22 protein-coding genes are annotated in these 24684 nt (G+C 69.3%); 11 read left to right on the forward strand and 11 right to left on the reverse strand.

Annotated features, from left to right (window positions below):
* Nucleotides 1-1296 carry a nucleotide sugar dehydrogenase gene (locus ACFYY6_RS30565; RefSeq protein ID WP_389196629.1) on the reverse strand — a complete coding sequence of 432 codons (1296 nt, stop codon included), beginning with the start codon at nt 1294-1296 and terminating at the stop codon, nt 1-3.
* A 350-nt stretch (nt 1297-1646) separates the two neighbouring features.
* Here ACFYY6_RS30565 and metG point away from each other — a divergent pair, with 350 nt between their 5' ends.
* A complete protein-coding gene (gene metG / locus ACFYY6_RS30570) occupies nt 1647-3371 on the forward strand; it encodes a methionine--tRNA ligase (protein ID WP_389196631.1) in 1725 nt (574 codons plus the stop codon).
* A gap of 32 nt (nt 3372-3403) precedes the next feature.
* Here the strand turns inward: metG and ACFYY6_RS30575 are convergent, their stop codons facing one another.
* The 6 genes from ACFYY6_RS30575 to ACFYY6_RS30600 are packed head-to-tail and all read right to left on the reverse strand — an operon-like array spanning nt 3404 to nt 9338.
* Nucleotides 3404-4042 (reverse strand): histidine phosphatase family protein, encoded by a 639-nt coding sequence (locus tag ACFYY6_RS30575; RefSeq protein WP_389196633.1) that lies wholly within the window; start codon nt 4040-4042, stop codon nt 3404-3406.
* A 23-nt stretch (nt 4043-4065) separates the two neighbouring features.
* A complete protein-coding gene (locus ACFYY6_RS30580) occupies nt 4066-4620 on the reverse strand; it encodes an FkbM family methyltransferase (RefSeq protein ID WP_389196635.1) in 555 nt (184 codons plus the stop codon).
* A gap of 5 nt (nt 4621-4625) precedes the next feature.
* On the reverse strand, nt 4626-6173 hold the full coding sequence (locus ACFYY6_RS30585) for a hypothetical protein (protein ID WP_389196637.1): 1548 nt from the start codon (nt 6171-6173) through the stop codon (nt 4626-4628).
* Nucleotides 6174-6179: 6 nt separating this feature from the next.
* Nucleotides 6180-7328: a glycosyltransferase family protein gene (locus tag ACFYY6_RS30590; RefSeq protein WP_389196639.1), complete on the reverse strand. Its 1149-nt coding sequence runs from the start codon at nt 7326-7328 to the stop codon at nt 6180-6182.
* 19 nt (nt 7329-7347) lie between these two features.
* On the reverse strand, nt 7348-8664 hold the full coding sequence (locus ACFYY6_RS30595; RefSeq protein WP_389196641.1) for a N,N-dimethylformamidase beta subunit family domain-containing protein: 1317 nt from the start codon (nt 8662-8664) through the stop codon (nt 7348-7350).
* Nucleotides 8661-9338 carry a class I SAM-dependent methyltransferase gene (locus ACFYY6_RS30600; RefSeq protein WP_389196643.1) on the reverse strand — a complete coding sequence of 226 codons (678 nt, stop codon included), beginning with the start codon at nt 9336-9338 and terminating at the stop codon, nt 8661-8663. The genes ACFYY6_RS30595 and ACFYY6_RS30600 overlap by 4 nt, the downstream gene beginning before the upstream one ends.
* A 270-nt stretch (nt 9339-9608) precedes the next feature.
* Between ACFYY6_RS30600 and ACFYY6_RS30605 the strand changes: the two genes are divergently transcribed.
* The 3 genes from ACFYY6_RS30605 (at nt 9609) to ACFYY6_RS30615 (ending at nt 15090) form a co-directional block, all read left to right on the forward strand.
* On the forward strand, nt 9609-13133 hold the full coding sequence (locus ACFYY6_RS30605; RefSeq protein ID WP_389196645.1) for an NB-ARC domain-containing protein: 3525 nt from the start codon (nt 9609-9611) through the stop codon (nt 13131-13133).
* Nucleotides 13134-13158: 25 nt separating this feature from the next.
* Entirely contained in the window at nt 13159-14379 is a 1221-nt protein-coding gene (locus ACFYY6_RS30610; protein ID WP_389196647.1) for a damage-control phosphatase ARMT1 family protein, read from the forward strand.
* Between the two features lie 171 nt (nt 14380-14550).
* Nucleotides 14551-15090, forward strand: coding sequence for a restriction endonuclease (locus ACFYY6_RS30615; RefSeq protein WP_389196649.1), 540 nt, complete (start codon nt 14551-14553; stop codon nt 15088-15090).
* Between the two features lie 388 nt (nt 15091-15478).
* Here the strand turns inward: ACFYY6_RS30615 and ACFYY6_RS30620 are convergent, their stop codons facing one another.
* From ACFYY6_RS30620 to ACFYY6_RS30635, 4 genes are all read right to left on the reverse strand, one after another.
* The gene (locus ACFYY6_RS30620; protein ID WP_389196651.1) at nt 15479-16096 is read right to left on the reverse strand and encodes a hypothetical protein; all 618 of its coding nucleotides are present in this window, start codon (nt 16094-16096) and stop codon (nt 15479-15481) included.
* Nucleotides 16093-17274 carry an MAB_1171c family putative transporter gene (locus ACFYY6_RS30625; RefSeq protein ID WP_389196653.1) on the reverse strand — a complete coding sequence of 394 codons (1182 nt, stop codon included), beginning with the start codon at nt 17272-17274 and terminating at the stop codon, nt 16093-16095. The genes ACFYY6_RS30620 and ACFYY6_RS30625 overlap by 4 nt, the downstream gene beginning before the upstream one ends.
* 13 nt (nt 17275-17287) lie before the next feature.
* Nucleotides 17288-17797, reverse strand: coding sequence for a hypothetical protein (locus tag ACFYY6_RS30630; RefSeq protein WP_389196655.1), 510 nt, complete (start codon nt 17795-17797; stop codon nt 17288-17290).
* A gap of 163 nt (nt 17798-17960) precedes the next feature.
* Nucleotides 17961-18461 (reverse strand): helix-turn-helix domain-containing protein, encoded by a 501-nt coding sequence (locus tag ACFYY6_RS30635; RefSeq protein ID WP_389196657.1) that lies wholly within the window; start codon nt 18459-18461, stop codon nt 17961-17963.
* A gap of 372 nt (nt 18462-18833) precedes the next feature.
* On the opposite strand from ACFYY6_RS30635, the gene ACFYY6_RS30640 reads away from it, so the two are divergent.
* From ACFYY6_RS30640 to ACFYY6_RS30670, 7 genes are all read left to right on the forward strand, one after another.
* Nucleotides 18834-19835: a hypothetical protein gene (locus tag ACFYY6_RS30640; RefSeq protein ID WP_389196659.1), complete on the forward strand. Its 1002-nt coding sequence runs from the start codon at nt 18834-18836 to the stop codon at nt 19833-19835.
* The gene (locus ACFYY6_RS30645) at nt 19835-20530 is read left to right on the forward strand and encodes an ATP-binding protein (RefSeq protein ID WP_389196661.1); all 696 of its coding nucleotides are present in this window, start codon (nt 19835-19837) and stop codon (nt 20528-20530) included. The genes ACFYY6_RS30640 and ACFYY6_RS30645 overlap by 1 nt, the downstream gene beginning before the upstream one ends.
* 118 nt (nt 20531-20648) lie before the next feature.
* Entirely contained in the window at nt 20649-21215 is a 567-nt protein-coding gene (locus ACFYY6_RS30650; RefSeq protein WP_389196663.1) for a WhiB family transcriptional regulator, read from the forward strand.
* Nucleotides 21212-22288, forward strand: coding sequence for a DUF2637 domain-containing protein (locus ACFYY6_RS30655; RefSeq protein ID WP_389196665.1), 1077 nt, complete (start codon nt 21212-21214; stop codon nt 22286-22288). Before ACFYY6_RS30650 ends, ACFYY6_RS30655 begins: the two co-directional genes overlap by 4 nt.
* 102 nt (nt 22289-22390) lie before the next feature.
* Complete coding sequence (locus ACFYY6_RS30660) at nt 22391-22615, forward strand: hypothetical protein (RefSeq protein ID WP_389196667.1); 225 nt, start codon at nt 22391-22393, stop codon at nt 22613-22615.
* Entirely contained in the window at nt 22612-22866 is a 255-nt protein-coding gene (locus ACFYY6_RS30665) for a hypothetical protein (protein ID WP_389196669.1), read from the forward strand. Before ACFYY6_RS30660 ends, ACFYY6_RS30665 begins: the two co-directional genes overlap by 4 nt.
* Nucleotides 22866-24623, forward strand: a complete 1758-nt coding sequence (locus tag ACFYY6_RS30670) for a relaxase/mobilization nuclease domain-containing protein (protein ID WP_389196671.1) — start codon at nt 22866-22868, stop codon at nt 24621-24623. Before ACFYY6_RS30665 ends, ACFYY6_RS30670 begins: the two co-directional genes overlap by 1 nt.
* The last annotated feature ends 61 nt before the right edge of the window (nt 24624-24684 follow it).

Genomic DNA, 24684 nt, shown 5'->3' on the forward strand with positions numbered 1-24684 from the left:
TCAGAGAGAGTCGACGTGGGCACCGGAGAGCCGGCGGCGGCAGTCGAGTATGTACGGGGAGTGGGCGCTGATCAGGGGGTAGTCGAAAGCGTCGTGGTCCGCGAGTAGGACTACGGCGTCGGCCGTCGCGAGACGGCCGGGTGTTGCGTCGACCCGCTGGAGACCTTCCAGGCCGGCGGCGCGGGGGTGGGCGTCGTCCAGGACGTGGGGGTCGGCGGCCTGGACCTTGGCGCCCATACCGGTGAGGAGTTCGGCGATGCGGGCCGCCGGCGTCTCACGGGCGTCCCCGGTGTTGGCCTTGTACGCCACACCGAGCAGCAGGATCCGGGAGCCCTTGAGCGGCTTCCCGCGCTCGTTGAGGCCCGCCACGAGACGCCGCACCACGTAGTCGGGCATGTGGTTGTTGACGTCGTTCGCCAGCTCGACGAAACGGAAGTTCTGCCCCAGGGTCCGTTCTACCCGCCACGACAGGTACGACGGGTCGACGGGCAGGCAGTGGCCTCCGACCCCAGGGCCGGGGGTGAAGCGCATGAACCCGAACGGTTTGGTGGACGCCGCGTCGATGGCCGCCCAAACATCGATGCCCAAGTCGTGGGCGAAGATTGCCAGCTCGTTGGCGAGGGCGATGTTCACGTGTCGGAAGGTGTTCTCGAGGAGCTTGGTCAGCTCCGCCACCTTGCAGCTGGCCACGGGGACGACGGTGTCTACCAGGGATGCGTAGAAGTCACGGACCGACTTCAAGGAAGACGGGATGATGCCCGAGACGACCTTGGGCGTGTTCTCCAGCCTCCAGCTGGGGTTCCCGGGGTCGATGCGCTCGGGGCTGTAGCCGAGGCGGAAGTCCCGGCCGGCGGTCAGCCCGGAGCCGCGCTCGAGCAGCGGGCGGAACACCTCCTCGGTCGTCCCGGGGTACGTGGTCGATTCCAGGACGACCGTCGCTCCGCGGGTCAGGTGGAGGCCCAGCGTCCGCGCCGCGTCCTCGACGTGCGACAGGTCCGGCGCGCCGTCGCGTAGCGGCGTCGGGACGGTGACGACCGCCACGTCGAACCCGGCGCAGTCGGCCGGGTCGACGGTCGGCGTGTAGACGCCGGCGGCGAGGAGGGGCGCCAGCCGCCTGTCCGAGATGTCCTCGACGTGCGACTCGCCGAGCATGAGTCTCTTGATCCGCCCGGCGTCCACGTCGAGGCCGACGACGTGGTGCCCTACCTCGGCGGCTCGCACGGCCAGCGGGAGGCCGACGTATCCCTGCCCCACGACGACCACGCGGAGTCGATGGGGTTCGTGATTCCGGAGCATGTGGTCCACCTCGCTGAAGTCTGGGCTCGGGGGAGCGGGGACGTGCTTGTGGTGAGGGATTCGCGGTCAGCGGTGGCCGTAAGATGGGGAGCGCCTCGGCCGTACGAGACTTGCTTGGCCGCCTGTCTCGGACGGCCGAGTGCTGTTCGTGGGTAGTCCGGGGAGGCCGGAAAACCCGTGGGCTGGCCAAACCCCCGGTTCGATACGATGGCCGTGGCTTGCAGCCCCGTTTCGTCACCATGCGTGATGCTGGCGTGCGATCGGAGTGATCGCGTCGGCTGCGGCCTCCCGACCTGGGCCCGCCGTGGCATCGCCACCGGCGCCGTACGTACGAAATGGAGCATCCAAGGATGGCTCGACACCTGGTAACCAGCGCGCTTCCCTACATCAACGGGATCAAGCACCTGGGCAACATGGTCGGGTCGATGCTTCCGGCGGACGTGTACTCCAGGTACCTCCGCCAGCGCGGTCACGACGTCCTTTACATCTGCGCCACAGACGAGCACGGCACGCCGGCCGAGCTGGCCGCCAAGGAGGCCGGGCTGACGGTTGCCGAGTTCTGCGCACAGGCGCACGACGCACAGAAGGCCGTGTACGACGGGTTCGAGCTGGCCTTCGACCACTTCGGGCGCAGCTCCTCGCAGCAGAACGTCGAGATCACCCAGCACTTCGCGCGGAAGCTGAACGAGAACGGCTTCATCGAGGAGCGGGCGATCCGCCAGGTGTACTCGCCTGTCGACGGCCGCTTCCTGCCGGACCGGTACGTCGAGGGCACCTGCCCGCACTGCGGCTACGACAAGGCCCGTGGCGACCAGTGCGAGAACTGCACCCGCGTGCTCGACCCGACCGACCTGATCGACCCGCGCTCGGCGATCAGCGGTTCCACGGACCTGGAGGTCCGCGAGACCAAGCACCTCTTCCTGCTGCAGTCCAAGCTCCAGCACGAGGTACAGGAGTGGATCGCCACCGTCAGCGGCGAGTGGCCGCACCTGTCCACGTCCATCGCCCGCAAGTGGCTGACCGAGGGCCTGAACGACCGCGCCATCACCCGCGACCTCGACTGGGGTGTCCCGGTGCCGGCCGACACCTGGCCGGAGCTCGCGGCCGAGGGCAAGGTCTTCTACGTCTGGTTCGACGCCCCGATCGAGTACATCGGTGCGACGAAGGAGTGGGCGGACGCCGCCTCCGACGGTGAGACCCGTGACTGGAAGTCGTGGTGGTACGAGGCCGACGACACCGTCCGGTACACGCAGTTCATGGCGAAGGACAACGTCCCCTTCCACACGGTGATGTTCCCGGCCACCGAGCTCGGCGTGCGCGAGCCGTGGAAGAAGGTCGACCTCGTCAAGGGCTTCAACTGGCTGACGTACTACGGCGGGAAGTTCTCCACCTCTCAGAAGCGAGGCATCTTCACCGACGCGGCCCTGGAGATCCTGCCCGGGGACTACTGGCGCTACTTCCTGATCGCTAACGCCCCCGAGTCGGACGACTCGTCGTTCACCTGGGAGCACTTCACAGCCACGGTCAACAAGGACCTGGCGGACACCCTCGGCAACTTCGTCAACCGCGTGCTGTCCTTCTCCCGGAAGCGGTTCGGCGACGAGGTCCCGGCCGGGAGCGCGGCCGGCGAGGCGGAGGCGAAGCTGGGCGAGGAGATCGCGCGCCTGCTGGCCGAGTACGAGGAGCACATGGAGGCGCTCCAGTTCCGCAAGGCCGCGGCCGCGCTGCGCGCGCTGTGGTCCGCGGGCAACTCCTACCTGGAGGAGAAGGCCCCCTGGCTGGAGATCAAGACCGACGCCGACGGCGCCGCGCTGACGCTCCGTACCGCGATGAACCTGATCCACCTGTATGCGGTCGTCTCCGAGCCGTTCATCCCGGCCACGGCCGCCGCCATGCGCGGGGCCTTCGCCCTGGAGAACGACACCGCGACCTGGGTGACCGCCGAGCAGGCCAAGTCCCTGGACACCGTCCCGGCCGGCACCGCGTTCACCGTGCCGCCCGTGCTCTTCGCGAAGATCACGGAGGAGGACCTGGAGTCCTACCGTGAGCGCTTCGGCGGCGCCCCGGAAGCCTGACGGGCATCCCCGCGCCCGTACCGTCCCGACCTTCATCGGGCGGTACGGGGGTTGAGGAGGACGGGTAGGTCCGCGGGTGAGACATTCATGAGCCGCACGCGCGGAGACGGGCCGCCGATCTCCACGCACGTGACCCCGGCGGACCCGGGCACGTGCTGGAGGTACCGGTCGAAGCCGTTCCCGGTGAGCCACAGCAGCAGGCAGGCGATGCCGCCACCGTGCCCGACGAGGACGGTGGTTCGCCGCGCCCCGGAGCAGAGCTCGTCCCAGAGATCCACGTAGCGGGCCTGGACGTCCTCCGACGACTCCCCGCCCGGCGTGCGGAGCCGGTGGATCGGCACACCGTGGCGCGCGGCCTCGGCGGCGGCGAGTTCCCTGGGCCGGCCCCCGAGGTGACCGCTGTCCTTGGCGGCCAGACGCTCGTCGACGCGGACATCGGCCGGGGCGAGCGCGGCGGCGAGAAGCTCGGCCGACTCCCGACAACGGGACATCGGGCTGACGAGCATCTGATCCACGGCGACCCCGGCCGCCGCGAGGCAGGCACCGACCCACCCAATGTCGGCGCGCCCGCGCTCGCTGAGCCGGCCGCCGACCGCGCGGCCCTGGTGGATGCCCTGGAGGTTCTCCTCCGTCTCGCCGTGCTTGATCAGGTAGATGTGCTGGGTGTTCATGGCGTCGTGTCCCCTCACTCCGGTCAGTCCCAGTGGCGGACGTCGACGCGTGCGGAGACGGCGGCGGCGACCTCGTCGTGCTCGGCCTGGCTCATGGCAGGGAAGCGGTCGTGGTGCCACTCGACGTAGAGGACGGAGACGAGGTCGATCGTCCCGTCGGCGAGCAGCTTCCTGAGCACGGGGTACTCGGCGCCCTCGATGTCCATCTTCACGACGACGTGGTCCTCCGGCGTGGCGGTCTGGCGGAGCCAGGCGCTGAAGTCCACCGCCGGGACGGCGACGGGGGAGCTGTAGTCGATCTGCTGGTCGTACACGGGCGGTACCCGCTTGCCGGGCATCACTGTGGAGCTCTCGTGGTGGCCGAGGAAGAGGTCGATTGTGCCGTCCTCGGTCCACACCGCACTGGGGGAGACCTCGACCAGGCCGGCGTGCTGGGCCTGCTCCACGTTCGCCGTGATGGAGGGGAGCAGGGTCGCGTTGGGCTCGAAGGCGTAGAAGTCGTGGTCCGGGAGCTCGTGCATGAAGCGCTTCAGCACGATTCCGAGGTTGGCGCCGCAGTCGACGAAGATCTTGCGCATGAGAGTCAGTCCTCCAGGTCGGTCATCGGAGCGCTGAGGTCGATCTCCCGTACGACGCGATCGGCGAGCAGGACGAAGTCGCCGGTCTCGGGGAGGTAGCAGCGCTCCTCGTAGCGGATGGTGATGCGGCGGACGGGTTCCTTGCCGCGGTAGGCGGGCAGATCGCCCCATCGGTAGAGCTGGCCCCCGGGCGCCTTGAGGTGACGTAGCCACCGGGGCAGGGGGCTCTTCCGAGCATCGGCGTTGAGCCGGTTGAACATGGTGGTCAGGAAGGCGACGTGCTCGGCCGACCGTTCCTCGTCCTTGTGCGTTCGGCCGTACGTCTGCTTGAGCGCGTGCAGCTGGTCCGGGTCCCGGCCGGCCTGGACGAGGAGATCGCGAATCCGCCGGTCCCAGACGATTCCGAGGTGTCCGTGGAGGACGGGCTCGTCCGTCAGGAAGTAGCCCTCGACGCGACCGAACTCGCGCTCGTACGGGCACATGTAGTCGTTGTAGAGACCTCGCGTCGCGCCGGAGACGGTCTCCACCTGCCAGTGGACCCGGGCGGTGAAGGGCGAGTCCCACCACCCCAGATGCCAGGGCTGCCACAGCAGGTCGGCGGTGCTGAGCAGGATCACGGTGAGCGCGACCAGTGCGGCGGGCCACCCGAAGGCCGTGTTGTACCCCGTGTCGGGGAGCAGCCCGACGACCGTCGCGAGTCCGATGTTGGCGGCGATGTTCTCCCAGAAGAGGATGCCGGAGGCGAGGGCGACGGCGAGGTTGAAGAGTGCGGTCGCCACCAGGACCGCGATCAGCAGCCAGCGGTCGAGGAAGGCAACCAGCCCGGCGGCCTCCACGACCATCGTGAGGATGTTGACGGGGCGGTCCACGACCCGCGCCCGGCGCAGGAGCTGAGACACCTTCTCGGACGGGAGGAAGCGTGCCCAGCCCCAGGAGTACGCCGAGGCCATGAGGTAGTGCGTGCGATTGTCCCGGGCCCACGACCAGGGATGCGGTCCCAGACGGGCCTTGCTCCAGGCTGGCTTGACGTAGTGCGACAGCGAGACGCAGCCGAGTACCAGCACCAGACCGGCCGTGGAGTCGGAGGGAGGAGGGGCGAGGACCGCGGTCACGACGAACCAGGCGAGGTACGCCTTCAGCAGGCGCACCGGCATCATCGCGTGGTGCTGCCACCCGCGCAGCCTGCCGCAGAACACGGCGATCCACGCCGGCAGGGTGGCAGCCCAGACGATCGAGGCGAGGGCGAGGAACAAGAGGAGCAGCTTGTCCCGACGCTGGGGACCGATGGGCAGCGTGACGTCGTAGTCGCTTGTCACGCCGCGCCAGGTCAGTAAGGCGATCACGAAGACGACGAACCAACGCAGCGGCCCGGGAAGGGGCGACGTCCGGAGCGCCAGAGGGGCGATGACCGCGACGGCCGCGCTCACGGCCAGGGGCGTGGGGTGACGGGCGAGGGCCCGTACAGCCGGGGAGACACCGAGGCGGTAGCGCGCCACGACGGCGGCTACGACCGTTGCGGTCGCCACGTACGAGGGAGCCAGGGGAGCCGACATGTCCAGCTACCCCGCGACCGGAGCGGGTATCAGCCGGTCGACCGTTGGCAGGCTCTCCAGGTACGAGGCGATCCGCTCCCGGGGGTCAGCCGAGAGGTACAGGTCCCGGTGGCGTACGACGTTGTCGCTGAGTGCCCGACCGCGCGCGAGGAATTCGAGGACAGCCCGCCGTTCGATGCGCGGGGCCGCGGTTCCCAGTCCGGCCTCGTCGGTGACCTTCGCGCACCAGTGCTGGTCATAGGTGGGTAACGGGATGAGGTGGACCGGTTTGCCGAGGACGAGTGCCTCGCTGATCAGGTTGAAGCCGGCGTTGGAGACCACGGCCTCGGAGCGAGCCATGTCCGCGATGAATGCCTCGCGGTCGAAGGCGCGGATCTCCACACGGGCGTCGGCGTACCCGCGCAGGGACCTCAACTCCGTCGGCTGCGTGTAGATCCGCAGCGTTCGGTCCGGTACGGACTGGCGGAAGATCGAGGCCAGTTCGCGGACGGATTCCTCCGGGCCGTGGTCGAAGTAGCGGGAGAAGTAGGCCGTGACGAGGGGCTCGGTGGTGACCGGTGCCGATCTGATGAGATCGGGAATGACCGGGGCGATGAACTCGACTCTTTGGTCCTCGGTGCCCAGTGGGATGTAGGAGCAGATGAAGGACCGGTCGACGCGGGGGGCGAAGTACCGCAGTCGCTGCTCTTCGGCCGTACGGGCGTACCGGTCGACGACGGGAAGGTCCAGGTGCCGGTACTTGCTCTGTTGGTCGATGGAGATGAGCGGTCGGCCGAAGTGGTAGGCGAGGCGCGGGGTGTTGGGCTCGTAGTCGGTGATGAACACATCCGGAGCACCGCTGCTTCGGACGAGCCGACGCAGCTGGAGGTGTCGGCGGAGACCTCCGGGCACCTGGCGGATGTTCGCGCGCACGGCGTCGCGAGCGTGGATCCGGTCGTCGCGTGCGAGGAGCGTCGGCATCCATCCGTCCCAGGCGGGGAAGCCGAGGTCCCGGAAGTACGCGATCCGACCGGAGCCGTTGGTGATGATCCGAACCTGGTGCCCGCGGTCGCGGAGGTACTGGGCGATCGCGCTCTGCCGGACCGTGTGTCCCATGCCGATGCCGTTCACGCCGATGATCACGTTGAGCGGCTGTTCGTTGCCGTTTCCGGACATGAGGATTCCTTTTCTTCGGTCAGGAGAGCCGGGTGATGACGTTGTGGGTGACCGCGGAGACCTGGGGGTCTGTGGCCAGGAGGCGGGCCCAGTCGGTGGTGGCGGCAGTGAAGACCGTGCCGCCCGCTGTGAAGACGCCGAGGGTGGCGGCCCGGGGGCTGGACATCGGCTCACGGGCGGCGAAGTTCCAGTCCGGGGGGAGCTCGGCGATGCCGAGGATCTCGAAGTCCTTCGGCGTTCCGTCCTGCCCGGTGGGACGCGGCCGGCCGGCGGCGTCGTACTCGTAGGCCGCGCCATCGCATTCGTAGCCGATCAGCGCCCCGTCGTGCCCGAGGCTGTCTCCGGCACTCAGCCCTGTGCCGGAGAACACCCAGTGCCCGGGGTCCGTGACGATGAAGCCCCGGCAAGCTCGGGTGCCGTCCCAGTGACCGCCGCCGTTGCGGTAGCTCACGCCCAGGAGCGCGTTCTCCGGCTCTAACTCCCACCAGTGGTCCGGGCAGCCGTACGAGCTGTCCGGATCGGTACCGGCGGGAGCGCCGGGCGGGAACTTGTCACAGGACAACCCCGCCCCGTCCGGAGTGACGCCGACGCGCCACCAGCAGGTGTTGGCGCCGAAGTTGGCGATGTGGCCGCCGGCGTCCCGGAAGGCGGTCACGTGGTGGCGGAGGTCGGTGCTCCAGTATTCGTCGTGACCGGCGGAGACCAGGAGACGGTAGCCGTCACGCAGGAACAGGCCCTCGTGGAGATCCAGGTCGGTGCAGTAGTCGGCCTCGACCCAGTTCCGTTCCATCCAAGCGATGAAGTGGGCGTCCCAATGAGCGAACGTCTGCCGGGGGGACGACGGGTCGTACGCGTCCGGCAGGCCCTTCACCGGCCCGCCGACACCGCCCCCGGGACGGCGCGTCGTGACCTGGGAGGCGCTGTAGAGGCAGCCGCCGCCCGCCGTGTTGTACGCCTGGTAGGTGAACGTCGGGATCTTGTACAGGATCCCGCGGCCGGAGGGCGCGGAGGGAGTGACGACCAAGAGGATGCGCCCCTCCCTGGCATCCAGCGGCGGAGTACCGGACGCGCGCTCCGTGCCCAAGACCGCGATGTAGACGCCGGACCGCCACTCCGGGGGTACGAGAAACTCGTACGTGGGCCACCGCCAGTCGGCGTCGAAACGTCCGGAGGACGCGGCACGGCCGGGCCACTCGCCGTGTCCCGCATGCTGCGGTGTGGCTCCCCAGCGGTAGAAGTCAACGTGTACGTGGGGAGCGGTGGTGGCGATGTGCAGGCGCACCACCTCGCCGGCGCGGACGCTGGGCCGGGCCGCGTATCCGTTGACCGGGATCACGCGCCCTCCCTGGGGCGGGCCACACCGGACAGATGGAACGCGTCGATCGTCTCGACGCGGGCATCCCAACCCAGACCATCCAGCTGGGAGGTGAGGTCTGCGGGGTCTCGGAGCACCTTTACGGCGACGTGGCGGGAACCGTCGGAGAGGGTGCGACGCACGGTCGGTACCGGCGCCTCGTCCACCTGTTCCTCGATCTCCGCCTTCACCGACGAGTCATCGAGGAACACCACGCGGCCGCCCGGCGCCAGCGCCCGCCGAAGCAGGTCCCAGAACGGCTCCATCTCGACCGGCGGGACATGGCTGAGCCAGAAGGCGAAGAACACCGTGTCGTACTGGCGGTCCGGCTCCCAGCCGAAGATGTCCGCTTCGATAAAACGGGTCGCGGCGCCCCGCATGCGGTCGCGGGCTCGGCGGAGCATCTCCGGTGCCGCGTCCAGCGCGGTCAGGCTGTGGGCCTGGGGGAGGAGCAACTTGGTCCACTGGCCCGTGCCGCAGGCGAGTTCCAGGACGTCACCGCTGACCGGTAGCGCGTCAAGGGCCTTTGCGAGCCGCGGCATGCTCATGCGGTCGCTGTACGTGCCGTCGTACTCGTCGGCTCGATCGCGGTAGTAGGCGATCTGCCGTTCGGACCAGTCGTCCGAACCGTGCTGTTGTGCCTTCACTTCGGTCATCGTGTGACCACTCCTCTCGTCTGCCTGCGGAGCGGTGGAGCTCCGTGCTGAGCAGACTGCCGAGCTGCGTCGGACAGCGGGCTGCCGTGGTGTCGCACTCGCGGTGCAGCACCGCCGCTGTCCAGGGCGGCGGGTGCACCTCGCTCAGACCTGGCCGGAATGGCCCGGGTGCTGCATCCGTGCTGAACTCCCGTCGCAGCGAAGGCTCTACGCCGCTGGTCAGACCGCCCTACCCTGTTACCGTCGTCGGTGTCGGTCGAAGGAGCTCAGGTGGCCACAGTGCAGCGCTGGACCGGACGGGAGGCGCGCGCTCTGCGGCTCGCGACGCGTCGGAGCGTGCGTGGCTTCGCGTCCTACCTCGGCGTCAGCGACCGGACGGTGTCCAACTGGGAGGCCCGGGGCGAGGAGATCGTCGTCGCACCGGACTCCCAGGCGCTACTCGACACGGCGTTGGAACGGAGCGACGCGGAGGTGCGGCAGCGCTTCTGGGACTCCGTCGGTGTTCCAGCGCCCTCGGTCTCGCCGACGCCGGACCACTACCTTCCGATACCCGTTCCGGAGCCCGGCTTGGTGCACAGGTCAGAAGATCTCGAAGGGCTCGTATCCGTACTCCGGGAGGCGTCGCAGGACGACAGCGTCGCCACGGTCGCCCTGTGCGGCCCTGGTGGGTTCGGTAAGACGACGCTGGCCACCCAGGTGTGTCACGACACCCGCGTCCGGGACTCCTTCTCGGAGATCCTCTGGGTGGAGACCGGCGAGGGTTGCACGGCCGCCAGGGTCGTCGAGCTGATCTCCGACCTGTGCGTCCACCTCGATGGCAATCGCCCGTCCCTCGCGGACCCGGAGCAGGCCGGCTTCCACCTCGCCCGTCTGCTCCAGGGACGACGCGCGCTCCTCGTCGTCGACAACGTCTGGTCCGCCACCGACCTCGGCCCCTTCCTGCTCGGCGGCGAGGACTGCGTACGGCTCGTGACCACGAGGAACGTGCGCGTGTGCCCCAGCTCCGCCCGAGTCGTGCGCCTGGGGCCCATGGCCCCCGGCGAGATCCGGGAACTACTCGTCCGCAACGTCGGAGCCCTGGACGACGCCGAGGCCGCACGCCTCGCCGGCGTGTGCGGAGGGTGGCCCCTGCTCGCGTCGATCGTCGGGGCGAACGTCTCGCAGGAGGTCGGCTCCGGTGCCCCGGCCGGTCGCGTCGTCACGGAGACGAGCGCGACGATCCGCGCGTACGGCCCTCAGGCTTTCGACGTCTGGGACTCCGACCAGCGCAAGAACGCCATCGGGCAGGCGCTTGAGTCCAGCCTCCACAGCCTCGCGGAGAGCGTCTCGATCGCCGGGCGTACGGACCTGCGAGACCGGTACCTCTCCCTGGCCGTGTTCCCTCCGTCGGTGCCGATCCCCATGTCGGTACTCACCCACTGGTGGGGCACCGCGAACGGATGGGATCCGCATGTGGTGCGGCAGTTCTGCAGGGTGCTGTCCGACCGGTCCCTGATCAGCGCCTACCTCGCCGACCGGAACGCCATCGTGCTGCACGACGTGTTCCGGTCCTACCTGCGCCATCTGATCGGCGATCAATGGGCGACTCTTCATCGGTCCCTGATTGAGGCGTACCGGCAGAGCACGGACGGCGCCTGGGAGACCCTGGAGGAGACCGAAGGGTATCTGTGGCGCCACCTTCCCTACCACCTGTGTGAGGCCGGCCTCGACGCCGAGCTTGTCAGCCTGCTGGCCTCGCCGACGTACGTCATGCGCAAGGTCGCGCTCGTCGGACACCAGTCGCTGACGGCGGACGCCGCCGTGCTCGACGCCCTGCCCGGGCGGCATGAGGTGGGCCACCCGCAGCACCAGGTGTGGGCGACCGCCCGTGCCCTGACCGGCGCCGGGTATCTGCTGAGCGGGCTGGAGAGCCCGGCCGACATCGCCTCGACGCTCTCGGTCGTGCTGCGCCGCGCACCCTTGCCCGATGCCACCCGGTTCCTGGGAAACGCCGCGGGGGAGGGGACAACGCTCGCCCCGAAGTGGCTGTTGCCCCCGGAGGAGAACCCCGCGGCGGCGGAGCGTGGTCACATCGGTGCGGTAGTCAGCGTGGCCGCCGTCCGCGACCTCGTGGCGTCGGGCGGCGAGGACGGGGTGGTCAGACTGTGGGACCTGGGCACGGGCCGACTCCTCCGAGCCCACGAGGCCCATACCGGGTGGGTGTTCGCTACCGCGCTCTCCGCGGATGGGACGGTCCTCGCCTCGGCGGGCGACGACGGAGCGATCCGGCTGTGGCGCACGGACACCAGCGAACCTGTAGGGGTGCTACCGGGGCACAATCGTCGTATCCGCAGTCTCGCCTTCTCCTCGGTCGACCGCGTCCTGGTCTCCGGTGCCGAGGACGGCGCAGTATGCGTGTGGGACCTGGAGCGCCTTGTGCTCCTGCGTACGATGCGGGCGGCCGGCACCCCCGTCTGGTCCGTGACGATCGGCGGCGACTCCGACTCGCTCGTCGCCGTGGCCGGCGAGGACGAGTTCGTCCGCCTCTTCGACCTGCGCACCGGCCGCCTCCTGGACGAAAGCGCGGCCCACCGGGACTGGGTCCGCTCCGTGGCCTTCGCCCCGGGCTCCTCCCTCCTGGCCTCCGGATCCGGCGACCGTTCCGTAGCCGTGTGGGACGCGACCGGCGGAAAACTCACGCTCGCCCGCCGGATCACCGACCTCAAGGCGCGCGTGCGCGCCGTCGCTCTGTCCCCGCACGACAATGTCCTCGTCTCCGCCACCGAGGAACCGAGGATCCAGGCGTTCTCGGCGGAGAGCCCCGTGGGCGAGACCCAGCTCCCACCAGGCGTGGACTGGGTGCGCTCACTCGCCAGAACGGGCGACGGCACCGTGATCGCCGGATGCGAGGACGGCGCTGTCCGCATCTGGACCATGGGGAAGAGCAGGCTCAGGACCCTGGCCAGCGGCTCGAACACCGTATGGTCCACACAGTTCGCGGCCGGTGGACGCACCGCCGTGGTCGGCGACGGGGCCGGCGGCGTCGGCGTCATCGACACCACGACCGCGACAGTCAGCCGGAGACTCCCGGCGGCCCACGGACGCGTCTGGTCCCTGGCCTGCGGCGAGAAACACGTTGCCGCAGCATGCGGCGACGGGGCGGTCAGGGTCTGGTCGCTGCTCGACACCGCTTGGTCGCTCACCCTGAACCAGGACACCCCGCGTACGTGGGCCGTGGCGATGGCCCGTTCGACACCTCGTGTCGCCGCGAGCACGGGCGATGGACACATCCGGTGCTGGGATCTGCCCACCGGGACGCTGCTGTGGAGCCAGGACGTGCACGCTGGTCGGCTGCGGTCGCTCTCCTTCGACGACAGCGGGGACCTCTTGGCAGCCTGCGGTGGTGACGGCTCGGTACGCGTGTGGCACGCCCCCACAGGGGAGTTCAGGAGCCGGTTCAGCAGCCCCAGCGGCTGGGCCCGCGCTGTCGCCGTGGACGGTCCGGGCAACCGGGTGGCGGTCGGGGCGGGAACCGGCGACATCGCGGTACGTCGCCTGGGGACGGACCGGTTCACCTCCCACCTCTCCGGCCACACGGGCCGCATCCTCATGCTGGGCTTCATGAGCAACGAGGACCGCCTTGTGTCCGCTGCGGCGGACGGGACGGTGCGCGTGTGGTCGCTCGGCGAGCAGCGGCAGATCGCCAAGGTCCGGGTGGACGCCTCACTGCACTGCGCGGCCTTCGAACCCACGACGGGCGAGGTGCTGGTGGGGAGTGCGGCCGGCGTCGTAGCCCTGGGGATCATTGACACATGAGCGAGAAGTGAAGGGCTTGGAGACCATGACAGAGAAGACCTCCCGCGCCTCGGGCGAAGAGGCCGTTCGCGACGCCGGCCCCATCGGTGCCCCGGTCATCCTGAGCAACGAGTCCGGCTCGTTCGCCTGGGGTGTGCTGGCCAAGCGCCACCCTGCCCTCATCCAGCAGGTACGAGATGCCTTCCCGTACGGCCGCCGACAGCACGAGGCCCTCGACGCCCTGCTGGAGGAGATCACCAACAGTGTGGTCGAGCCGCTCGCCCCTGCGGAACACGACCACGAGCGCTGGGCGGACTGGGGGCAGGAGCACTTCGGACGCTCGTGGTACGACGCCCCGTTCCTGTGGGCGGAGAGCTACTTCTACCGCAGGCTCCTCGCTGCCATCGAGTACTTCGGCACCGGCCCATGGCAGGGAGTTGATCCGTTCGCGCCGTTCAAGCAGGCCGAACTGCGCGGTGACGCGGTGGAAGAGGAGCTGCGAGCTCTCGACGCGCTTGCGGACGCGCCGACCGAGGAGCGGGCCACGGCCCTGCTCCACGCCTCGCTCTGGGGCAACCGCGCGGATCTCGGCTTCCGCGTTGCGGCGGGGGAGCCGGCGGTCGGTGACGCCGCTGCCTCCACGCTGGTGGCCGATGACAGCGCGGTGCTGTGGCAGCTCCTGCCCGCCGGAGCGTCCTCCACCGTCGCCGTAGTGGCGGACAACGCGGGACGAGAGCTCATCCCGGATCTGATCCTCATCGACCACCTCCTCGAACATCGGCACGCCGAACGGGTCGTGCTCCACGTCAAGCCCTACCCCTACTACGTCTCCGACGCGATGACGGCTGACGTCGTCGACTGCCTCCGTCGCCTCACCGAGGCGCCCGGCGAAGCCGACCGGATCGGCGGCCGACTGTGGAAGGCCATGGCGGCAGGAAGCCTGGAGGTCCGCACCCACCCGTTCTTCTGCGCTCCGCTGCCGTACGGGGAGATGCCCGAGGACCTTCGCGGCGAGTTCGCGAGCGCCACGCTCACCATCCTGAAGGGCGACCTCAACTACCGTCGCCTGGTGGGCGACCAGCTGTGGGACGCCACGGCGCCCTTCACCGATCTCACTGCCTACTTCCCGGGGGCCGTGGCGGCGCTCCGGACTCTGAAGTCCGACGTCATCGTCGGCCTGGAGCAGGGAACGCTGGACGCCCTCGAACGGTCCCGGGCTGCCTGGCGTACGAGCGGAACTCACGCGCTGATTCAGGTGAGACGGTAGAACCGGGACGGAGTGAGCGACTGCCAAGAAAACGATTGCTGCAATCCGATCCGTCCGCGAGGTACTGGACGAGATGAGGAAGCGAGAGTGATCCACCACCTGCCCCGCCGACTTGATGGGGGCAGGCACATTCTTGAGATGGCTGTCAGACCCTGCGCTTACTCTTGCCGCGTGGGCAATGTCATGTACTTGAGGATGCCGTTCTCGGCCAGCGACGCCGACAACTGGCAATCGTTCGAGCGGCTGGTTGCAGACCAGGTCGGCAAGCTTGATGCCAACGTGACGGTCGAGCATGACGTGAAGCTGATGGGCGTTCACAGCAAGGTCGAGCGTCAGATTGACGTGCTGGCATCGGTGCCGGCCCTCGGCTCGACCATGCAGATCGTCTTCGAGTGCAAGCTCTATAAGCGCGCTGTGAGCATCGGCACCGTTGAGGAGTTCATCGGCAAGCTTCAAGACCTACGTGTCGATCGTGGGGTCCTCTGTGTCTTCGGCGGTGTAACCCCCGCTGCGTTCCGCCGCCTTGCCGGAATCCTGCACCCCCAGATCGACATCTACATCTGGCACCGAGACGAGCCCACGTACCTTGATTGGGAAGAGGTGTTCGAGGAGGGCGCTATGGGGGTGGACCTCACACCATGGTGGGATCAGCGCATGGCGCAAGTGCGTAGCCGTTGGTTTCACTGGTCCATGCCGGGTTCCCGCTTGTAGTCGGTGATGGCGAGGATGGAGTGAACTGCCCCGGATTCGGTAGAGATCTCAGGTATGCCCCGCATCCACGCATGGACCGTATCCACGGAGCCCGGCTCAGGCGCCCCTGGCAGAACGAGCGATGCGTCCGGGGCCTCATCGATCGTCTCCCGTGTGGAGCGCGTCTGTCAGCGCCGCCCGCGCTGAGTGCCGGCAGCAGACGAAGGTATGTGGTGGGAGAAGCCGGTCCGTGGAAGATCCCCTGCTGTTGGCACTCTGGCACCACGTTGTTCATGCTCACCGGATCAAGCTGCGCGGGTAAGACGCCCCTCGCTTTCGCGGCGGCCGGTCGGCTTTGGAGGATCGCCATCACGACTCCGATGATCTTGGTGTGCTAGAGGCGGGCGGGTCAGCGTAGCCCCGCGAACACCACAGCTGCCGCCGTGCCCCCCAGGATGGTCCCCGCGATCACCTGTGCCGTCGTGTGGTCGCGCAGGGAAACCCGGGACCAGCCGACGGCGGCGACGCCGAGGAAGAGGAGGGCGGCCCACCAGCCGTAGGCGATGGTGATGACGACGGCGACGCCGGAGGCGACGGCGGTGTGGACACTGACCTTCCACCAGACGGTGACTGCCATGGTCAGCAGCAGGCCGGCGATCATGGCGGCGACCAGGGCGACGACCTCGCGCGGCGCGTCGAGAGCCAGGAGCAGGCCCGTGCCGACGAGGACGGAACCCAGGGTGACGAAGAGCGGTATCCACCGCTGGGAGCGGACCTTGAGGTGCTTGTCGCTCCAGCGGCCCCGGCGGACGCCGGCGACGATGTAGGCGATCGGCAGGCCGCCGCAGAAGGCGCCGGCCAGCAGGCCCCAGCCCGCACCCGCAGGGGAGTTGGTGGAGTGCCAGCCGATGACCAGCAGGACGCCGATGACCAGGTTGGCGGGTGCCAGGACCTCGGTGATAAGGCGGGCGGAGCGCCGCTCGGCAGGAGCGGCGGCAGTGGGTGGAAGCTGCGTGGTGGTGGTCATGCCGGTGTCTCCTCAAGGTGAGCGCGGAGGAAGTCCTGCGTGGCGCGGGAGCGGTAGGCGGTGTTGAGGGTGGTAAGGGCGCGGATCTCGGTGGCGAGGTCGCGGCCTCCGCTGGCTGGAGGCATGGGCTCGCCGGAGCCGGTGACCGCGCCGCGGAGCCGTTCCTCGCGAGCGACGGCGAGCCAGCAGGCCTCGGCGGTGATGTCGGCGTGGGCGCCGATGAAGCCGAGTGAGGTGGCGTGGTCGTAGGCGCGTCCGCGCAGTTCCGCCGACGCGTGGTCGGCGAGAGTGAGGACCGAGTCGCGGATCTCGATGGTGCGCCGGTACAGCCGGTCGTGTGTACGCAGTGGGTTGGTCGCGTCGACGGCGCGGCTTGGTGGGGTGTTGAGCCGGGTCTCCGGGACGGCGTCGGTGAGGATTCGCCACAGCGGGTAGAGGCTGACGAGCTGCCAGTGGGCCCGGACGCGGGAGTGAATGCGTGGGGCGGCCGGGAGGGTGCTGCCGAGCACGATCAGCAGCAGGGCCAGGAAGAGCAGGCCCGTGCTGAGCACGTGGTTGGCGTGCTCATTGAGCGGACTGCTGCCGACGTAGTCGATGAACAGCACGGCGACACGGTGAAGGGCGTATATGAGGCCGACGGCGGTACCGGTGCCAATGAGTATCAGGCCTCGGCCGACGAGTCCGCTGTCGGGGCGGCGCCCCCAGCGGAAGCAGAGCAGCGTGGCGCTCAGCAGGGCGGCGCCGAGGTAGGAGGTCCAGACGACGCCGTACGCGAGGATCGTGGCGTGGTCGGCGTAGTCCGCCAGGAGATCTTCCGCCTCGTGAGGCTGGGGTGTGGCGAAGAAACAGGCAGCCAGCAGGACGACCGTGACGACAGGCACGGCCTTGTGCAGTCTGGATACGCGGATCCCGGTCTTCGACTCGGCCATGTCGGCGACGAAGGTGAGGACCGACGCTGCTGCGACGGTCCCGCAGATGTGTTTGATCAGAAACGACAGGTTGGTGACGTGCAGATGCTCGTCGACCGCCGCCGCGATGGCGACCGGCCGGACCGTCATGGCCAGAGCGAGTGCCGCGAAGGCCAGCCAGAGACTGAGTCGTTCGGGTCTCCGGAAGGCGGAGCGGGCACGCCAGAGGGTGACGGCCCAGAGCAGGACGGCGGGTATCGCGTCAATCATCTATCAGGGAGTCTCAGGAGTCGCTGAGCGCGGCATTGAGCCGGCGCAAGGTGCTGGGGGTGGTCCGGTCGCCGTTTCCACGCAGAGCGGCACGGGTCGCGATGAGGCCGGCCAGCGTCTCCGCGCTCCGCTCCTCCTCGGTCTCGTAGCTTGTGCGGCCAAGGACACCCGTCACGAGATCGGTGTCGAGGTGGTGGAAGGCGCGGCCGAGGGTTTGGCGAGGCGTGTGTCCGAGGAGCATGTGGCTGATCTCGTGCAGCACGATGTGGTCCCGGTGGAGAGGGCTGGTGGCGTCCTCCACGAGGATGTGGTCCGCCTTCTCCGTGGCGAGCCAGGCTCCGCAGGGCAGTTCGTCACCAGTGATCGCCGGGAAGGTGTGCAGGTGGATAGGCCGGCCGCGCTTCTTGGATACGCGGGCGAGTAGTTCCTCGATCTTGAAAGGGTCGGGAAGGTCGAGATTGTCCAGGACGGATTCGAGTCGGATTCCCTGATCTTGGGAGGGCCCCGAACGACCGGACTTCATCTGCCCTCCGACTCCGAACTTCTCGAACGTGCGACTTACCGCCGCGATGCCGTGGTGAGTATATGAATCATTTCCGGTCGCACATCTGGAGGGCTGTAGATTACGTCGGGAAAATGTGGACAATCATGCGCAAGTGGGGTGGCGAATCCTTGCTAATGGGGCATCACTTCACGTCATCGTGATGTTTGCCACTGGAATTCATATCGATGATCGAATCCTCGTCGGGGACCCCGAGGCCTTCGAGTTCGCGGGCGCGTTCGATGAACTCGGTAATGATCTTGAGGCTCTTGTCGGAGAGTCCAGATGCGCGTAGAGCCACTGATCTCACGCCCGCATCGCGCATGGCGGCGAGCGCGTCGAGTTCGGCGGCGATCTTCTCCGATTCGTCGTCGTCGAAGAAGTAGGCGGGCTTCACGCCGAAGAAGGTGGAGAGAGCCTCGAGGTGGCGCTTGGTCGGATTGTCCTTGGCGCCGGTCCTCAGTTGCCAGATGTAGCTCGCGGAGATGGTCGGACCGCCTTGCCGGCGGATGCCTGACGCTACCTCCTCGTAGCTGTACGGGCCGCGGCCCTTCGGGTGGACGGTGGTGAACAGTCGGTCCAGGCGGCCGGCAAGTGTGGCCCCGTCACCCGCCTGTGCCGCAGGTGGGTTGTTCTGGTGGTCCATCGTGGCCGTCCTTCGGTCGCGTCGCCTTCATGGGGGTGGATGGTCGCCCTGTCTTCATTTTCGCCGGTTGACAGCGGCGCCCCATCTCAGTCTAGTGTGATCATCGTGCCATCCACCCATGAAAACGGTCCATGCCGGGGTGGGGCCAAACGACGATGCCCGGGAGCGGCAACTCCCGGGCATCCGTCGGCTGCCCTCGCCGAGGGCACCCAATGATCCGGGGCCGCGTGGCCAGCTTGCAGGCGACAACCGCGCAGCCCCGTCCATGAGGACGGAGTATCACATGCACCCACCCAGCAGGGGAATCCCGGCAGCCTCGACGCGGGGCTGGTGCCAGCGGCTCGAGCGTCGTCGAGCTCGCCGGGAGGGCTGATGGCCCGCATTCGGACAGTCAAGCCCGACCTGTTCGTCAACGAAAGGGTCGCGGCCTGCTCGGTCTCCGCGGTCGTTACCTACATCGGCCTGTTCACCCAGTCCGACGACCACGGGAGGCACCGGGACAACCCGGCGATCATCGCCGGCCTCCTGTGGCCGCTGCGCGCCGAGCACACTCCCGTACATGTGGAGGAGGACCTCCAGCAGCTTGCCGACGCCGGATTGATCTGCCGGTACACCGGCTGCGACGGCAAGCGCTATCTCCACATCACCGGCTGGTACGAGCACCAGAAGATCGACCGGCCCAGCCAGTCCCGTCTCCCGGTCTGCGTCGCCCACAGTAGCGACAAGAGGTGCGGCCCGTGCAAGGGAGTCTGCGTCGAGGCCGAGGCGAACACCCGGGGAGCGCTCGACGAGCCCTCGACGAATCCTCGCCGAGCCGTCGACCCGCACCCCGAACAGCTCGCGCGTCCGCACAGCGACCGCACCATGGCACCGGGCACCGGCGACAACACGTATCCCGACACCAGTGGGACGGCCTCCGCAACGGGAGGGGAACCCGCAGGTCAAGGCCGGTTCGCGGAGGCTTCGACGAACCCTCCGCGAACCCTCGCCGGAGCCTCGACGTCCGGATCCAGGATCATGGATCCTGGATCGTCTTCACCTACGGGGCGCACAGCGCCCGATGGCACGGTCACCGCCGGGAACCTCCTCGCCGAGTACGTGGGCTCCTGCACCGAGCGCCCGCCCGGTGACGTCCTCGGGCACCTCGGTCGCCTGCTGAAGAAGCTGCTCGTCGAAGGCATCGACGTCGACCACATCCGCGCCGGCCTCGCCCGCTACGCCGAGATCCAGGGCCATCCCTCTCGGCTGCCGAGCCTGGTGAACGACGCCATGAATGCCCGCTTCCCTGCCCAGACGGCATCCCGGCCTGGCGCGACGCACCGAGCGTGGACCAACCCGGTCGACGCGGCCGCCGCCTACGCGGAGGAGCTGTGATGAGCCGCGAGCCCGAGCTCCTCGGCGCTGGAGCCCTCCAGCGACTGCAGAGGATCCTCACCGACCGGGGCATGGACCCGCAGCACCTCCCCGAGGCCCCGGACGAGGACCAGCCCTACACCCCGCTGGGCCTGCTGGACGCCCGGATGCTCCCGCGCTACCGGACCGCCCGCGCCGACCGCCCCGAGGTACTGACCTGGACCCGCGATGTGATCGCCCAGGCCGAGGCACCCAACCCCGGCGCGCGCCGGCAGATCACCACCGGCCCCAGCCTGCTCCTGGCCGGCGTCACCGGCGCGGGCAAGACCCACCAGGTGTACGGCGCGGTCCGAACCCTCGTCGAAGCGGGCATCGTCGTCCGGTGGCGGGCCACCACGACCGCCGACCTCTACGCCGACCTGCGCCCACGCCCCGGACGCGACACCGAACGCGAACTCGAGACGGTCAGCCGCTACCCGCTGCTGATCCTGGACGACCTCGGCGCGGCCAAGATCTCCGAGTGGGTCGAGGAGATCACCTACCGGCTGATCAACCGCCGGTACAACCTGATGCTCCCCACGCTGATCACCACCAACCTCGCCATGCGCGACCTCCGCGAACACCTCGGGGACCGCGTCGCCTCCCGACTCGCCGAGATGACCACCCGGGTCACCTTTGAGCCCGTCGACCGCAGACGCCAGCCCCACGCCGCCTGACCGGCCGCAGGCCGCCACGCCGGGCCGCGCACCCAGCGCGTCGCCCCACGTACTTCCCGACCCAGCAATACCTCTCCGCCGACGCCCACCGTGCGCGGAGAGTGATCGGAGCAACCGCGTGAACCCCACGACGATCAGCCCTGCCCGTCACCGGCCGCTCGGCGACCACAGCTGGCAGGACGAGGCTGTCTGCCAGAGCACCGGGTACAACCCGGTGGACCCCGAGATCTTCTTCCCCGAGCCCGACGAGACCGCCAAGATCACCGCAGCGAAGTCGCTGTGCGGCCAGTGCCCGGTCCGCCGCACCTGCCTGGACACCGCCCTTGAAGGCGGCGACACCCACGGCATCCGGGGAGGAATGACGGAGGAGGAGCGCGCACCGCTGCACGAGAAGCTCGCCAGCCGCCTCGACTACAGCCGCGTCAACGCCACCATCGCCGGGCGCGACATCCACCTCACCAAGGCCGAGCGCCGCGCGGTCGTCCACGCCGCCTACCAGCACGGTCTGTCCGAACAGCGCCTCGCTTGGCTCCTGAAGGTCACCGAGGAGCACGCCCAGAAGCTGTACCGCGAGACCCGCCGAGCCCTTCGCAACCGAGACCTGAAGAAAACGCCGCAGGCCACCGCGCACTCCGAGTCCGGCGGCGAGCGCTTGGGCCGCGATGACTTCGGGACGGCGGCGTGACCATCGCGAATGCGCCCAAGACGGCGCCCATCACCGGATGGGACCGCGCGGTTGTCATCGCCCTCGGCGGCGCGGGATGCGCCCTGAGCTACGACGCCCTCCAGCAGATGGCCATCGCCGTCCACGTCCGCGGTTTCCTGACCTACCTCTTCCCGCTGGTGATCGACGGGTTCATCGCCTACGGCATCCGGGCCCTGCTGGTCCTGCGCGACGCACCCCTGCGCGCCCGGCTCTACGTCTGGACGCTCTTCGGTACGGCCACCGCCGCCAGTATCTGGGCCAACGCGCTGCACGCGGTCAGGCTCAACGAGGAAGCTGCCCCGGCCACTGGGCTGAGGCTCGGGGACACGGTGGTCGCGGTGCTGTCCACCGTCGCCCCGCTTGCCCTGGCCGGCGCAGTCCACCTGTACATCATCATTGCCCGAGGGCCGGTCAAGGACAGTGACCGAGATGACCGCGACGACCTCGGTCAGGCCGGTCAGCTCGGTCAGGTCGACCGCCCGGAACGTCTCCCGGTCACTCGGACTGACCGGCCCGGTCAGCGGCAGCCGCAGGTCGGTCAGGTCGGCGCCGGACAGCCGGTCACTGCCCTGACCGGCCGGCCGAGACTGTCCCTGGACAAGGAGGGCACGGGCCCCCGGTCACTGACCGGGGACAACGCGTCGGCGGGCAGCACCGGCCCGGACACCGGCCACCGCGACTTGGAGCACAAGGCCGCTGACCTGCCCGGACATTCAGACATCGTGTCGCAGGTAACTGACCGCCCGGTCGGCACAGAGCCGGCCGCCGGCGACCGGGACAGCCGACAGCCGGTCACTGCCAGGCCGGTCACCCAACCCCCGGTCAATGACCGGGACACCCGGTCAACCCGTGACCGACGGCCTGACCTGGACACCGAGGAACTGCTGGAGATCGCCCGGTCAGCGGTCAGGGCCGAGGACAAGCTGACCCGCAAGGTGGTCGCCCAGGCGATCCGCGGTCAGCAGATCCCGCTGTCCAGCGACACCCTGACCGCCCTGATGGCCCAGCTCCGCGAGCAGCACCGACAACCGGTCACCTCCGCCCGGAACTGACCGAACCTCACGGAGGGGGTGACCGAGCCGGTCACCTCGGCCGGTCACCCGCTCCCGGACACTCGCCCCACATCCCTCCAGAGCAGAAGCGGAGAGCACCCGATGCGCACCCGCCCGGCCACACCCGCCGAAGTCGACTCCTGGCTGACCGTCCTGCACCAGCACGGCCACCTCCATCGCGCCCAGTCCGGCCCCGACACCACCTGGATCGTGCAACGAGAGCAGCACGATTGCCCCTGGACCCTGCACCACCCGGTCCTGGCCATGGACTGGATCGAGGAACTCGTCCGCGAAATCCAGCAGCAGGACCCGGAGACGAGCCGGTGACCACCAACGACCCGGCGGTCCCCACCGCCGGACAGAAGCGTGACCCCACGACGGCTCCTGGCGGAGCAAGCTATCGCGTACGACGGTCCTACGGCCCGTCGTACGCACTTGCCCCCGCCCCAGAGGGCGGGGGAAGCCCGGCTGGTTCCCGAGCGAGGGCGCTCGGGAACCAGCCGGGCAACCGGCACCAGGGGGCGCCCATCGGCCGCATCGACGACGCGGCGAACGACCTGGTGACCAGGCGGCTGTGATGGTTCCCGACATCGGACGCGGCTCCCGCACCCACGGACTCCTCGTCTACCTCTACGGCCCCGGCAAGCGCGAGGAGCACACCGACGCGCACCTCGTCGGCTCCTGGGACGGCTTCGCCCCCGACCCCGGCCGCGACACCGACCCGCACGTCACCCTCGCCCGCCTCACCGCCGCCCTCGACCTCCGGGTCAAGCAGGCTGGCGATCGCGCGCCTGCCAAGCACGTGTGGCACTGCTCGGTCCGGACCGCCCCCGGCGACCGGCGGCTCTCCGACGAGGAGTGGAACGCCGTCGCCCAGCGCATCGTCCACGCCACCGGCATCGCCCCGGACGGTGATCCCGACGGCTGCCGGTGGATCGCCGTCCGCCACGCGGAAGACCACATCCACATCGTCGCCACCCTGGTCCGCGGCGACTTGCGCAATCCCCGCCTCAACTACGACTTCAACAAGGCCCAGGCCGAATGCCGACGCATCGAGAAGGAGATGGGCCTGCGCCGCCTCAACGCCGGCGACGGCACCGCAGCGAAAAACCCCACCAGCGCCGAGAGGTTCAAGGCCGAACGCACCGGCCGACCCGAGACCTCCCGCGAGACGCTCCGCGAAGCCGTCCGCCAGGCCGTCGCCGGAGCGGACGACGAGAAGGAGTTCTTCACCCGGCTCCACGAGGCGGGCCTGCGCGTAAAAGTGCGCCACGCCCCGTCCGGCGACGCGCTCGGCTACAACGTGGCCCTGCCCGGCGACCGCAACCGCAACGGTGAACCGGTCTGGTACCCCGGCTCCAAGCTGGCCCCCGACCTGTCCCTCCCGAAGATCCGTCTCCGGCTGGCCGACGGTACCGCCGAGCGCACAACGCCCTCGGCCGACGGCGACAGGGCGGACTGGTCCCCGCCCGCCCGAGAACGACGCAGCGCCACCAGCATCGCCGAGCGTGCCGCCCTCCTCCTAGACGGCGGCGCTGATGAAGCCGCCGCCCAGCTCGTCGGCGTCGGGGAATTCCTGGACGCGGTCGCCCAGACCTCCCCGGCCGCCACCCGCGCAGAGCTGGCTGCAGCTGCCCGAGCCTTCGAGCGGGCGACCCGCAGCCACATCCGAGCAGAGCGCGCCGACACCCGGGCTCTCCGCTCGGCCGCCCGCGGAATCGTTCAGGCCGGCGGCGCTCTCGGCCGTGGCGAGGACGGCGGCACCACCGCCATGCTCGTCTCCACCCTGGTCCTGGTCACCCTCGCCGCCGCCCGCTGGCACTCCGCCCGCGGTCACGCCCAGCAGGCTCATGCCTCCCGACAGGCCGCCGAGCATCTGCGAACGGCCTACCGTCAGGCCGCTGCCACGCCGATGCGGGTGCTGCACGATCAGGGCCGTGTCCTCCCCGAGGCCCAACGCCGGACGCACGAGGCCACCCTCCGCGCGGCTCTGCCGGAGCAGGGCGTACGAGCAGACGACATGCCGACGAAGTCCGACGCCCTGATCGCCACCCTCGCCCAGGCCGAGCAGGCAGGCCACGACCCCGAAGCCCTCCTGCGACAGGCCATCAACATGCGCGAACTCAACACCGCCGACGACGTGAACGATGTCCTGGTCTGGCGCCTGCGCCGCCTCGCCCAGCTCCCCGCCCACCCGGGCGAAGCTCCCCGTCGCCCGCAGGCCGGCATCCGCCCGACCAAGAGCTCAGCCAACCGCCCCAGTGAACGGAACGCACCCACAGTGGCGCCGCGCCCTGCCGTCTATGACCCGCGCAGCCGCCCACCGCGCCGCTGATCAGCACGTCCGGAAGGTCGGCCACCGACCGGCCGGACTCCACGAAACCCTCTGGACAGCC

Source organism: Streptomyces sp. NPDC001750, from assembly GCF_042892615.1.
In the GTDB taxonomy this organism is placed as follows: domain Bacteria; phylum Actinomycetota; class Actinomycetes; order Streptomycetales; family Streptomycetaceae; genus Streptomyces.

Excerpts from the sequence above, each read along its gene's own strand:
- ACFYY6_RS30625 (WP_389196653.1), bottom strand. The coding sequence starts at position 17,274 with ATGATTGACGCGATACCCGCCGTCCTGCTCTGGGCCGTCACCCTCTGG.
- ACFYY6_RS30585 (WP_389196637.1), bottom strand. The coding sequence starts at position 6,173 with ATGTCGGCTCCCCTGGCTCCCTCGTACGTGGCGACCGCAACGGTCGTA.
- ACFYY6_RS30645 (WP_389196661.1), top strand. The coding sequence starts at position 19,835 with ATGAGCCGCGAGCCCGAGCTCCTCGGCGCTGGAGCCCTCCAGCGACTG.
- ACFYY6_RS30620 (WP_389196651.1), bottom strand. The coding sequence starts at position 16,096 with ATGACCACCACCACGCAGCTTCCACCCACTGCCGCCGCTCCTGCCGAG.
- ACFYY6_RS30670 (WP_389196671.1), top strand. The coding sequence starts at position 22,866 with ATGGTTCCCGACATCGGACGCGGCTCCCGCACCCACGGACTCCTCGTC.
- ACFYY6_RS30580 (WP_389196635.1), bottom strand. The coding sequence starts at position 4,620 with ATGCGCAAGATCTTCGTCGACTGCGGCGCCAACCTCGGAATCGTGCTG.
- ACFYY6_RS30590 (WP_389196639.1), bottom strand. The coding sequence starts at position 7,328 with ATGTCCGGAAACGGCAACGAACAGCCGCTCAACGTGATCATCGGCGTG.
- ACFYY6_RS30660 (WP_389196667.1), top strand. The coding sequence starts at position 22,391 with ATGCGCACCCGCCCGGCCACACCCGCCGAAGTCGACTCCTGGCTGACC.
- metG (WP_389196631.1), top strand. The coding sequence starts at position 1,647 with ATGGCTCGACACCTGGTAACCAGCGCGCTTCCCTACATCAACGGGATC.
- ACFYY6_RS30640 (WP_389196659.1), top strand. The coding sequence starts at position 18,834 with ATGGCCCGCATTCGGACAGTCAAGCCCGACCTGTTCGTCAACGAAAGG.
- ACFYY6_RS30565 (WP_389196629.1), bottom strand. The coding sequence starts at position 1,296 with ATGCTCCGGAATCACGAACCCCATCGACTCCGCGTGGTCGTCGTGGGG.
- ACFYY6_RS30610 (WP_389196647.1), top strand. The coding sequence starts at position 13,159 with ATGACAGAGAAGACCTCCCGCGCCTCGGGCGAAGAGGCCGTTCGCGAC.
- ACFYY6_RS30600 (WP_389196643.1), bottom strand. The coding sequence starts at position 9,338 with ATGACCGAAGTGAAGGCACAACAGCACGGTTCGGACGACTGGTCCGAA.
- ACFYY6_RS30575 (WP_389196633.1), bottom strand. The coding sequence starts at position 4,042 with ATGAACACCCAGCACATCTACCTGATCAAGCACGGCGAGACGGAGGAG.
- ACFYY6_RS30630 (WP_389196655.1), bottom strand. The coding sequence starts at position 17,797 with ATGAAGTCCGGTCGTTCGGGGCCCTCCCAAGATCAGGGAATCCGACTC.
- ACFYY6_RS30635 (WP_389196657.1), bottom strand. The coding sequence starts at position 18,461 with ATGGACCACCAGAACAACCCACCTGCGGCACAGGCGGGTGACGGGGCC.